This is a genomic window from Iodobacter sp. (assembly GCF_025352645.1).
Taxonomy (GTDB): domain Bacteria; phylum Pseudomonadota; class Gammaproteobacteria; order Burkholderiales; family Chitinibacteraceae; genus Iodobacter.
Genome location: NZ_JANXSO010000109.1, coordinates 1 through 9,714, shown reverse-complemented (window position 1 = coordinate 9,714; position 9,714 = coordinate 1). Strand labels below are relative to the sequence as shown.

General features: G+C 48.4%; 11 protein-coding genes. 3 read left to right on the top strand and 8 right to left on the bottom strand.

Going from position 1 to position 9,714, the window contains the following annotated elements; translation table 11 throughout:
* Nucleotides 1-178: 178 nt before the first annotated feature.
* The 3 genes from Q0R17_RS12640 to Q0R17_RS12630 form a co-directional block, all read right to left on the bottom strand.
* Nucleotides 179-1,159 carry an aspartate carbamoyltransferase catalytic subunit gene (locus Q0R17_RS12640; RefSeq protein WP_293935655.1) on the bottom strand — a complete coding sequence of 327 codons (981 nt, stop codon included), beginning with the start codon at nt 1,157-1,159 and terminating at the stop codon, nt 179-181.
* Nucleotides 1,152-1,634, bottom strand: a complete 483-nt coding sequence (ruvX, locus tag Q0R17_RS12635) for a Holliday junction resolvase RuvX (RefSeq protein ID WP_293935654.1) — start codon at nt 1,632-1,634, stop codon at nt 1,152-1,154. Before ruvX ends, Q0R17_RS12640 begins: the two co-directional genes overlap by 8 nt.
* Before the next feature lie 155 nt (nt 1,635-1,789).
* Nucleotides 1,790-2,341, bottom strand: coding sequence for a YqgE/AlgH family protein (locus Q0R17_RS12630; protein WP_293935653.1), 552 nt, complete (start codon nt 2,339-2,341; stop codon nt 1,790-1,792).
* A gap of 104 nt (nt 2,342-2,445) precedes the next feature.
* Between Q0R17_RS12630 and Q0R17_RS12625 the strand changes: the two genes are divergently transcribed.
* The 3 genes from Q0R17_RS12625 to Q0R17_RS12615 all read left to right on the top strand — a co-directional run bounded on the left by Q0R17_RS12625 (nt 2,446) and on the right by Q0R17_RS12615 (nt 4,753).
* Nucleotides 2,446-3,837: a deoxyribodipyrimidine photo-lyase gene (locus Q0R17_RS12625; RefSeq protein ID WP_293935652.1), complete on the top strand. Its 1,392-nt coding sequence runs from the start codon at nt 2,446-2,448 to the stop codon at nt 3,835-3,837.
* Between the two features lie 44 nt (nt 3,838-3,881).
* Complete coding sequence (locus Q0R17_RS12620) at nt 3,882-4,253, top strand: hypothetical protein (RefSeq protein ID WP_293935651.1); 372 nt, start codon at nt 3,882-3,884, stop codon at nt 4,251-4,253.
* An 83-nt stretch (nt 4,254-4,336) separates the two neighbouring features.
* On the top strand, nt 4,337-4,753 hold the full coding sequence (locus Q0R17_RS12615; RefSeq protein WP_293935650.1) for a hypothetical protein: 417 nt from the start codon (nt 4,337-4,339) through the stop codon (nt 4,751-4,753).
* Between the two features lie 3 nt (nt 4,754-4,756).
* On the opposite strand, the gene Q0R17_RS12610 is transcribed toward Q0R17_RS12615, so the two are convergent.
* The 5 genes from Q0R17_RS12610 to Q0R17_RS12590 all read right to left on the bottom strand — a co-directional run.
* Nucleotides 4,757-5,638 (bottom strand): CPBP family intramembrane glutamic endopeptidase, encoded by an 882-nt coding sequence (locus tag Q0R17_RS12610; protein WP_293935649.1) that lies wholly within the window; start codon nt 5,636-5,638, stop codon nt 4,757-4,759.
* 165 nt (nt 5,639-5,803) lie between these two features.
* Nucleotides 5,804-6,964, bottom strand: coding sequence for an AAA family ATPase (locus Q0R17_RS12605; RefSeq protein ID WP_293935648.1), 1,161 nt, complete (start codon nt 6,962-6,964; stop codon nt 5,804-5,806).
* 411 nt (nt 6,965-7,375) lie between these two features.
* Nucleotides 7,376-7,570 carry a hypothetical protein gene (locus tag Q0R17_RS12600; RefSeq protein ID WP_293935647.1) on the bottom strand — a complete coding sequence of 65 codons (195 nt, stop codon included), beginning with the start codon at nt 7,568-7,570 and terminating at the stop codon, nt 7,376-7,378.
* Between the two features lie 824 nt (nt 7,571-8,394).
* On the bottom strand, nt 8,395-8,709 hold the full coding sequence (locus Q0R17_RS12595; protein WP_293935646.1) for a hypothetical protein: 315 nt from the start codon (nt 8,707-8,709) through the stop codon (nt 8,395-8,397).
* 57 nt (nt 8,710-8,766) lie between these two features.
* Nucleotides 8,767-9,714 (bottom strand): RHS repeat domain-containing protein (locus Q0R17_RS12590; RefSeq protein WP_293935645.1); only part of this gene is annotated, 948 nt, incomplete at its 5' end.

Genomic DNA, 9,714 nt, shown 5'->3' with positions numbered 1-9,714 from the left:
TTCTTGATCCAGCGCGTCGGCCAGTCCTGTCGCAGTTGCTTTGCCGCAAGTTGCAATGAGGAAGTCGGTATAAAGTTCAAGTTCTTTAAGTTTCATGTTGTAAGGTTAACGGATTCGGGCTTTGGGTGCGTAACATCAGATAGTAAATGAGCATTTTTAGCCGGTTTTTAACGACGGATCACCGAGCGCAGTAGGCGTTGCTAAGGGATTTCTGGTTACGGGCAACAATCGCTAATACAGCCATGCGCACAGCAATACCAAAAGTCACTTGCGGCAAGATCACCGCCTGCGGGCCATCAGCCACGGCAGAATCAATCTCAACACCACGATTCATCGGGCCTGGATGCATCACGATGGCATCCGGCTTGGCCAGTGCCAGCTTTTCTGGGGTTAGCCCATAGTATTTAAAGAATTCTTGCGTGGAGGGCAAAAAAGCCCCCGCCATACGCTCGTTTTGTAAACGTAGCATGGCGATCACATCCACGTCTTTCAGGCCTTCGGCCATATCGTGATAAACGTGTACGCCCAGTTGCTCGATGCCAGTCGGCAACAGCGTTTTAGGCGCAATCACGCGAATATCTGGGCAGCCCAAAGTGCTTAGTGCATGAATTTGCGAGCGCGCCACGCGTGAATGCAGCACATCGCCCACAATGGCGACACGCAGCTTAGTAAAATCGCCTTTAAAGTGGCGAATGGTAAACATATCCAGCATGGCTTGCGTAGGGTGTGCATGGCGGCCGTCCCCAGCATTCACCACGGCAATGCCTTTTTTAACGTGCTTAGCAATCAGATGGGCTGCGCCCGATTCTGAGTGGCGCACCACAAATAGATTTGCGCCCATTGCTTCTAGGTTGTGAATGGTATCGAGCAGCGTTTCGCCCTTGGCGGTGCTAGAGGCTTGGATATTCAGGCTGGATACATCGCCGCTTAAGCGCTTAGCAGCCAGCTCAAAGGTGGTACGGGTGCGCGTTGAGTTTTCAAAAAACAAATTAAAAACAGACGTGCCAGCCAGATCTGGCCATTTTTGATTGAGCAGCTCGCCGTTTTCTACATAGAGCGCGGCTTGGTCAAGAATTTGCGTCAGGATACGCTTTGGCAAACCTTCGGTACTTAATAGATGAATCAGCTCGCCTTGAGCATTTAACTGCGGGTTATACATCTCTATCCTCACCGGATTGAATCACTGGAGCCTCAGAGGAACGGTGGCTTAAGGCCTCGCCCGTTGCTGGGGAATCCAGATAAGTTTGTAAAATCTGCATCGCAGCCACTTGATCCAAGGCGGGCTTTTGGCGGCGGCCACGCACACCGGCATCATTCAGGGCCATGCTGGCGGCAGCGCTAGACAGCCGCTCATCCACCAAAAACACGGGTAAGCCAAAGCGCCCATGCAGGCGATTGGCAAATTTCTTAGATAAGCGTGTCATATCAGATGGTGTGCCATCTAAATGGCTAGGTAAGCCAACGATCAAACAAGAGGGTTGCCATTCGTGAATCAATTGCTCAACCCGTGCAAAACGGCGATCGTTTTCTTCCGCCGTGATGGTTTCTACCGGATGGGCAATACCCAGCTCAGACGAGCCAACGGCCACACCGATCCGCACTTCACCAAAATCAAAAGCCAGAAGAGTACTCATTGTTTTCCAGATGACAATGCCAAAGGCATTACCAGAGCGGTTTCAAAATGTTAGCGAATTAATAAACTGGCGCACCTATCAGAGGCTCACCCCCTGAACCCATCACACAGAAATGCACGAATTGGCTCAAGCCTGAGTTCTCTTTAAGGGGTGGATTACGCGTGGCCCGCTTCTTTAGACAACATCGCGATATCAATGCCCAGCAATCCCAAGGCAGCGGCATAACGCGCTTCGGGAGGTAGATCAAAAATAATTTTAGGATCTGCTTCTACGGTGAGCCATGAGTTTTGAGCGATTTCGTTTTCTAACTGGCCCGCATCCCAACCGGCGTAACCCAAGCTTAAAAACACCTGGTCTGGCCCCTCGCCATCTCCTAATGCCTGCAAGACATCTCTGGAGGTAGAAAGCCCCATTTCATCAGACACCGCTAAGCTAGATTGCCAACTGCCCAAGGGGGTGTGCAATACAAAGCCTCTATCGGTTTGTACCGGCCCACCAAAATGCACCGATAGCTCGGCCATAGCGGGGCGATGCAGCTCGATATCGATCTGCTCAAAGAGTGAAGCCAGCGTCATACCTAGCGGCCGATTCACGATCACCCCCATCGCACCGTGTTCATTGTGTTCACACACAAAGGTTAAAGCGCGGGAGAAAATCGGATCAACGAGGCTAGGCATCGCAATCAAAAAATGACGAGAAAAGTTCATTGCGTTATCCATGCTTCCAATTATCGCACAAGCCGCAGATTACAGCGCGTCACCCATGCTGCAGAAGTGGCACAATAGGGCGTTAATTCTATTCATAGCCCCCTATGCCCACAACATCATTGATTTGGTTTCGCCGCGATTTACGTCTATTTGACCACGCAGCCTTACATCACGCGCTAAAATCCTCGCAAAAAGTGATTGCGGTATTTATCTTTGATCGCTCTATTTTAGATGGGTTAAAGCAAGATGATCGACGAATTGCTTTTATTTGGCACAGCCTGCAGCAGCTAAAAGCCAGCTTAATGGCAGAAGGATCTGATTTAGTCATTCGCCACGGTAAGGCAGAACTAGAAATCCCGCGTTTAGCCGCAGAATTTAACGCCAGCGCCGTTTACACCAATCACGATTACGAGCCTGCTGCCATTGCCCGTGATGCCCATGTGGCAGAGCAACTGGCCGCAGCGGGCTGCCAACTGCATAGCTACAAAGACCAAGTGATCTTTGAAAAAGATGAAGTACTCACTAAAACGGGCGGCATGTATAGCGTGTTTACGCCGTATAAACGCAGTTGGATCGCCAAACTTAATGATTTTTACTTAAAATCTTACCCTATTAAACCCTATCTACAGCATCTGGCCGCACTCCCTCTGCAAGCCATGCCAAGCCTAGCGACGCTGGGCTTTGATGATGTCGATGTAAGTACTTTGCAGCCCGGCATGGCAGGCGGCGAGGCGCTGTTTAATGACTTTTGCCTGCGCATTGATGACTACCAAGAAGCCCGTGATTTTCCAGCGGTAAAAGGCGTCTCTTATTTATCCGTGCATTTACGCTTTGGCACGGTATCGATTCGTGAGCTAGCAAAAAGAGCTTGGCAAATGGGTGGGCGTGGCGCTGAAACATGGCTATCTGAGCTGATCTGGCGCGAGTTTTATCAGCAAATTCTTTGGCATCGGCCAGAAGTCGTCCACCACGCATTTAAGCCTGAATACGACACCCTGCCCTTCCCCAATAACCCAGAATACTTTGCCGCTTGGTGCGAGGGGCGCACTGGCTTTCCTATTGTGGATGCCGCCATGCGCCAGCTGAATCAAACCGGCTTTATGCATAATCGCCTACGCATGATTGCCGCCAGCTTTTTAGTCAAAGACCTACTCATTGACTGGCGCTGGGGCGAGCAATATTTTGCCGAAAAACTCAATGATTTTGACTTATCCGCCAACAATGGTGGCTGGCAATGGGCCGCATCAACGGGCTGCGATGCCCAGCCTTATTTTAGGATTTTTAACCCAGTAAGCCAATCTGAGCGTTTTGATCCACAAGGTAAATTTATCCGCCGCTATTGCCCAGAGCTGGCGGAGCTAAGCCATAAAGAAATTCATGCTCCTTGGCTAATCAAAGCTATTTTTGGCATCAAGCCCAGCTATGATTATCCTGCCCCCATCGTAGATCACGCGGTGCAACGCCTAGCCGCCTTGGCTTTATTTAAACGAAACTAAATACTAGCCGCTTTGATGCGGCAGCAGTGTGACCTGACCAAACTATGAGCAAATTTTTCACATCCACCCGCCTCTTTGCCCTAGGTATTTGCCTAATCGCAAGTGCCAGTGCCGTTGCCTACTTTTCCATCATGCAAGAAAAGGAGCAGGACGGGCACTGGCCATGGCCACTGAATGGCGTACTCATTAACCAATCCGCTCAGCCAGCCCAAGTCTGGGACGACGATCACCTGTACTACAAAATTGCCGCACACACCCGCTCAGGGCATGAGTTGGATGTAGACCATGTGCAAGAAAGCCCATCTGGACGCTGGTGCAAAGTGGGGCCGCATACCGTCACCGTCAAAGCAGATGGTTATTTAGAAGGCTGCCCCTGCTTTGCGCTCGATGCTGGCCGAGCGTGTATTCAATTTTAACGCTCTAAAGCGGCAATAGATCACAACCATAAGCTAGGGAATAGCGGCATGATAGCCAGCTGACTTTTCTGCGCATTGTGCCTATGACTCGCACTACTCGAATCATCTATACCCTGCTTTTTCTAAGTATTAGTTGCCTCAGCTCCTACTCTTCCGCCATGTATTGGCCTTGGCCCTTAAATGGCAAAGTAGTGAATCAAAGCAACCTACCTGTTGCTGTATGGGATGGTGAGCACGGTATTTACACCCTGCCTGCACACAGCGTTAGCCCAAAAACACTTGATGTGGATCATCTGTATTCCAGCCTGAATAATCGCTGGTGCAAAATTGGTGCACTTAAAGTACAAATTGATAGCAAGGGCAATATCAATCAGTGCGAATGCTGGGTAGATAATGCAGGGGATGCCTGTAATAGCAGCCCTACTGTGGCTGAAGTAAAATCCAGCCAAGCGCCGAAAGTAGCTCAGGCGGCACAACCTGCCAGCATTCCGGCATCCTAGCCCCTATGCTCCTACATACTTGGGGTAGGTAAAGCAGAGAAAATGGATAAGATTAAATCCAAAGTGCAGAAGAATCGCCATTTCAATACGCCTGCTCTGCTGATACACCATGGCATAGCCCAAGCCTGCCAAGCTAGCTAAAGCCATATACATCGCGCCACCCGCCAAATGGGCCAGCCCGAATAACAGCGCCGAAGCGCCCACCGCCAGCACTGATCCTAAAGGCTTACTACTCAGGCGGTGCAAAGATTCTTGCACAAAGCCTCGAAAAAACGCCTCCTCGGCAACGCAAGTCAGCAATAAATTAACGACAACAAATACTGCCGTAGCCGTTGGAAACTTAAAATCAAAGCGGAAAAACTGGCTAAGCAGCCCCACAATACTCAACAGCAGAATCGTTATAAAAACAAGCCACCACGAGCGTCTAAAATCTATTTTTAGCTCGACTAGGTTTTGCGCCTTATGGCAAAACACAGCCAACAGCAATAAGCCTGCTATCCCCTTATCAAAATTGGCATATAGGGTAAAAGGCAAAGCATCACCGCTTAATTGCACGTCGTTAAATAACAGCAAGTTGCTAAACCCTGGCAGCTTATGCATCGCCAAAGCCAGCGCTAGCAAAGCCGCGACCACGCCCAAAGCCAGCCGAAAAACCTTAGGCAGCCAATCACAACCCGCCCCCAATAAAGCTAAAGCCAGCACAAGAACAAGCAATAAGCCAACAAGCCCCAACACGCCCGTTGCCAGCGCGCCGCAAAGCGCCAGCGCAAAACAAACAAGCCAAGGCCGGATAGAAAACCTACCCCAATGCACCGCAGGTAACCACGCACACACGATCGCCAAAATTAAAAAAACATAAGCAGGAGAGCTCAGAAGCTTCAACATTTAAGACCAATTAAAAAGTGGAACACAAAAAAGATAATTCGGAAAATAGCGGACATAGGGCATTAAGGAAGAAGCAGAAAAATTCCCTACCTTCTAAATCAACCCAATAAAATGTGCACAAAATCTATAAATAACAAAAAAATAGCCGATGGCTGAGAGCAAGCCCTATCTATTCGCCCATGACCATGCCGGTTTATCTAAATCACGCAGCCCTAAAATCGACGTTTCTCCGCAGTCTTTTTGCAAAATAATCGAATTGCAATCCGCTTCACGCTCAAGTGCCGCAACCAGACGGCTGGCATGGCTAACAACAATCACCTGGCTGTGCACTGCAGCGGCAGAAATTAGGCGGGCTAAAGCGGGCAATAAATCGGGGTGCAAGCTGGTTTCAGGCTCATTCAATACCAAAAGCTCCGGCGGACGCGGGCTAAGCAAAGCGGCAATCAACAATAAATAGCGTAGCGTGCCGTCCGATAGCTCCCTCGCGGCCAAAGGGCGCAATAAGCCACGCTGCCACATCAAAACGCTGAAGCGACCATCGTTCACGGCAATCTCGATCCGTGCACCAGGAAAAGCATCGTCAACCGCCGCCATCAGCGCAGCGGCATCGCCGATTTCAATAATAGTTTGCAGCGCCGCGGCCAAATCGCCGCCATCATTCGCCAAAATAGGCGTGTACGTGCCAATCTGCGCCTGCCGTGCTGGCGCACTGGCATCGGTGCGTAAATGATCATAAAAACGCCAGCGGCGCATTGCCTCGCGTAGCTGCAAAACCTCGGGCGCATTTACCGGATCGGCACACTGGCTAAAAATACTATCGTAAGTAGGCACATGCTGGCTGATTACCTGCCAACTGCGCCCTAGCCTCGTTTTGGCAACGGCATTACGCCTATCCATCAGCAAGGTAACCTCCCGCTGAGCACTCCCTGCCCAGATTTGCTCGCGCTTTATTTCGGGGTCTGCCGCAAATAACGATGAGCTGGGTATAGGCAAACCTAAATCAATTGCATAGGAAAAATCATCGCCAGCAAAGCCCAGCTTGAGAGAAACAGCGGCTTTTCTTACCGTTGCCTGAATCGGCACATCACCACGGCGCATCGCGTTAGAAATAGTCTCTGGCCCCGCCCACAAAGTTGAAGCAAAGCCCCCTTCCTGCGCCAAATGCCCAATCAAACGCCCCGCCGCAGATTCCGCAATTAAGCGCAAAGCACGATATAAACTCGATTTCCCACAGCCATTAGCACCGCTAATGACATTGAGCTGAGCCAAAGGAACGATTAAATCGCGCAAGGAACGGTAATTGGCAATAGCAAGTTTATGCAGCATGGCAATCAATCGATAAAAAACACCATCATAAAGGCAAGTGGGCTCTGTGGTGTGGGTGTTTCTTTACAAAATACAAAAAAATCAAAAGAATAAAATATAAATTTAAGTTTAAGTTTAAGTTTAAGTTTAAGTTTTTATAGCAATAGCAGCACAACGTTTTTTTGCAGTTTCATGAAGTGCCTAACAAGCCAAACATGACAGACACAAACATAAAAACAATTGATATAGAGTGCAATATGCTTCGTTAATTGTCACCCTACAGAATAATCACACGATATGAAATAACGGCATAGTAAGACTATTAAGCAAATAATCAATAAAATAAAAATCATTAGCTGCGTTACGAAGCAATAAAGCCGCCAACTTTAGTTGAATATAACTTTAATAAGCACCATCCAGCGCCAGATGATTTTACCATTGGCAGGATCTGAGATCTGGCGGGGGGGTGCCTAGGTGATCGGCCCAGATATAGTTGATGCTGCTACCAGCAGCCGATGGGCTGATTACGGCGACGGGTAGATCGCCTAGCCAAACGGTTTTTTGCAGTGGCTTACCATCCGCCTGATATTCACCGATCAAATGGCCTTGCAGATCGTAAACAAACAAGCTAGTGCCACTTGGCGCAACTTTCTTCGCCCTTTGCCCAAGGGCGTTTTAACTATAGCTGACAGCCACCATGCCCTTGCTGGATTTGATTAAGCGCCCAGCGTTGTTGTAAGCAAGCACCCAGCCATTATCATTAGCGCGATTACCTACCGCATCGTAAGTGTAAGTGGCTTGATTTGCTCCTGTAGATGAGAGCAGGCGATTGCTTTGGGGGTCGTGCTTATAATTTGTGGTTGCCGCGCCTACGGTTTAGTCAGTGCGGTTGCCGCTTAAATCGTACTCAAAAGGGTCAGACTCGATTGCTTATGTTCTCACGCGTCAACCCAACAACCAACGAATGACCATCAACTCTTATTGCTATCAAACTATTTAATATTTCCGCAATTCGTTTCAAGACCGTCACCCGTAATAAACTTGTAGGGCGCTAATAAGTCTGGGGGGGCACACACATTACGCCGTATGATGCAAATGGTGCAATGCGCTGCGCTTATTGGCTCCCTACAAAACCATACGACTTACGGCCTTACAAAGCCCAACGCGGGGTATTGCGGGTTAAGCAGTGAATAACAAGTTTTCATGTATTTAAAGTAGGCTAAAAAAGCGTCATCCCCGAACGGTTTTGTCGGGGATCCAGTAGCACAGCTGGATTCCCGCCTGCACAGGAATGACGATGCTGATTTTCGAAATACCCAATAACTTATGACTGAGTACTTAGTCATAAGTCTAACCCGCCACTCTTTTAACAAGAGGCAGAGCAGTGATTAATAAAGACAGCCCATTTGATAGCCATCAGGGCTACAGAAACCCAACGTGCTAAGTGCAAATTAAACTCCCCAGTTAGAGGCTGATAAATTGCCGCCAAAACAACTATCAACAACCTCATTCTCACGCTTCAAACCAACAACCCACGAATAATCATTACTTCTTGTTGGCATCAAACTATTCAATATTTCCGCAATTCGTTTTAGTGATAATTCGACTTCATTTTCAGGAAAATTGTCAATTGAAATAGAAATAAAAAGAAGCTGAAAATCATCTTGAATTTCACAGTAAAACGATGATCTTGGAAAGGTAGTTTCTTTTGTAAGAATGTCTAAAATATCTCCAACCAATTTATCATTAATAATTACACTCGCCATTACATACACCTTAATGCGTATAGAAAACGCACCCGTAACAATTGAATTAAGTATGGATCAAAGACACCCCATCGCTTTAGCTTGAGCTTCCATTTTTTCGAGCCCTTTTTTAACTGAATTTATCATATCCAGATGTCCAGTATAAGTACCTTTACCTGCAAGGTCTCCTCCTGGATTGACTGAATAAGCCCGATTAAAAAGATCATGCTGATCATTAGAAAGCTGCTGTTCTCTCTTAGTAAGCTGAGCCCTTGTATCCCTAATTTTTTTTCTAATTTCTTCGCAGGGATCTTTATTATCCGGCTGACAAAAGTCTGAAGCTGACTTTGCCGCATCTTTTAATGCTTTCTGCCCTGGTGGAGACATTAAAATCAGCGCTCCAACCCCAGCGGCACACGCCCACGGACCACCCCAACACCAAGTTAACGTAGCAGCTTCACCAGTCGGGTCCGTAAAACTCAGCGGATTCCCACCCACATACCCATAAGTATTAATCCCGCCCACCAAACCAATCGGATCAGATTCAATATATCTGCCCGTTGCCGGATCGTAATCGCGGTAGTAGTTGTAGTGTTTGCCGGTTTCTTTATCGAAATACTGGCCGGGGAAGCGTAGGTTGTAGCTGAATTTCTTACCCGTATTGCTTGGGTCTTCATCCGCTAGGCTATTACCGAAGGCTTCGCCGTCCCAGCGCCAGATGATTTTACCATTGGCAGGATCTGAGATCTGGCGGGGGGTGCCAAGGTGATCGGCCCAGATATAGTTGATGCTGCTGCCAGCACCTGATGGGCTGATGACGGCAACGGGTAGATCGCCTAGCCAAACGGTTTCTTGCACAGGCTTACCATCCGCCTGATATTCACCGATCAAATAGCCTTGCTGATCGTAAACAAATAAGCTTGTGCCACTTGGTGCAACTTTCTTCACCCTTTGCCCAAGGGCATTGTAGGTGTAGCTAAGCGTAGCCGTGCCCTTGGTGGATTTGATTAAGCGGCCAGCGTTGTT

Excerpts from the sequence above, each read along its gene's own strand:
- Q0R17_RS12640 (WP_293935655.1), bottom strand. The coding sequence starts at position 1,159 with ATGTATAACCCGCAGTTAAATGCTCAAGGCGAGCTGATTCATCTATTA.
- ruvX (WP_293935654.1), bottom strand. The coding sequence starts at position 1,634 with ATGAGTACTCTTCTGGCTTTTGATTTTGGTGAAGTGCGGATCGGTGTG.
- Q0R17_RS12630 (WP_293935653.1), bottom strand. The coding sequence starts at position 2,341 with ATGAACTTTTCTCGTCATTTTTTGATTGCGATGCCTAGCCTCGTTGAT.
- Q0R17_RS12625 (WP_293935652.1), top strand. The coding sequence starts at position 2,446 with ATGCCCACAACATCATTGATTTGGTTTCGCCGCGATTTACGTCTATTT.
- Q0R17_RS12620 (WP_293935651.1), top strand. The coding sequence starts at position 3,882 with ATGAGCAAATTTTTCACATCCACCCGCCTCTTTGCCCTAGGTATTTGC.
- Q0R17_RS12615 (WP_293935650.1), top strand. The coding sequence starts at position 4,337 with ATGACTCGCACTACTCGAATCATCTATACCCTGCTTTTTCTAAGTATT.
- Q0R17_RS12610 (WP_293935649.1), bottom strand. The coding sequence starts at position 5,638 with ATGTTGAAGCTTCTGAGCTCTCCTGCTTATGTTTTTTTAATTTTGGCG.
- Q0R17_RS12605 (WP_293935648.1), bottom strand. The coding sequence starts at position 6,964 with ATGCTGCATAAACTTGCTATTGCCAATTACCGTTCCTTGCGCGATTTA.
- Q0R17_RS12595 (WP_293935646.1), bottom strand. The coding sequence starts at position 8,709 with ATGGCGAGTGTAATTATTAATGATAAATTGGTTGGAGATATTTTAGAC.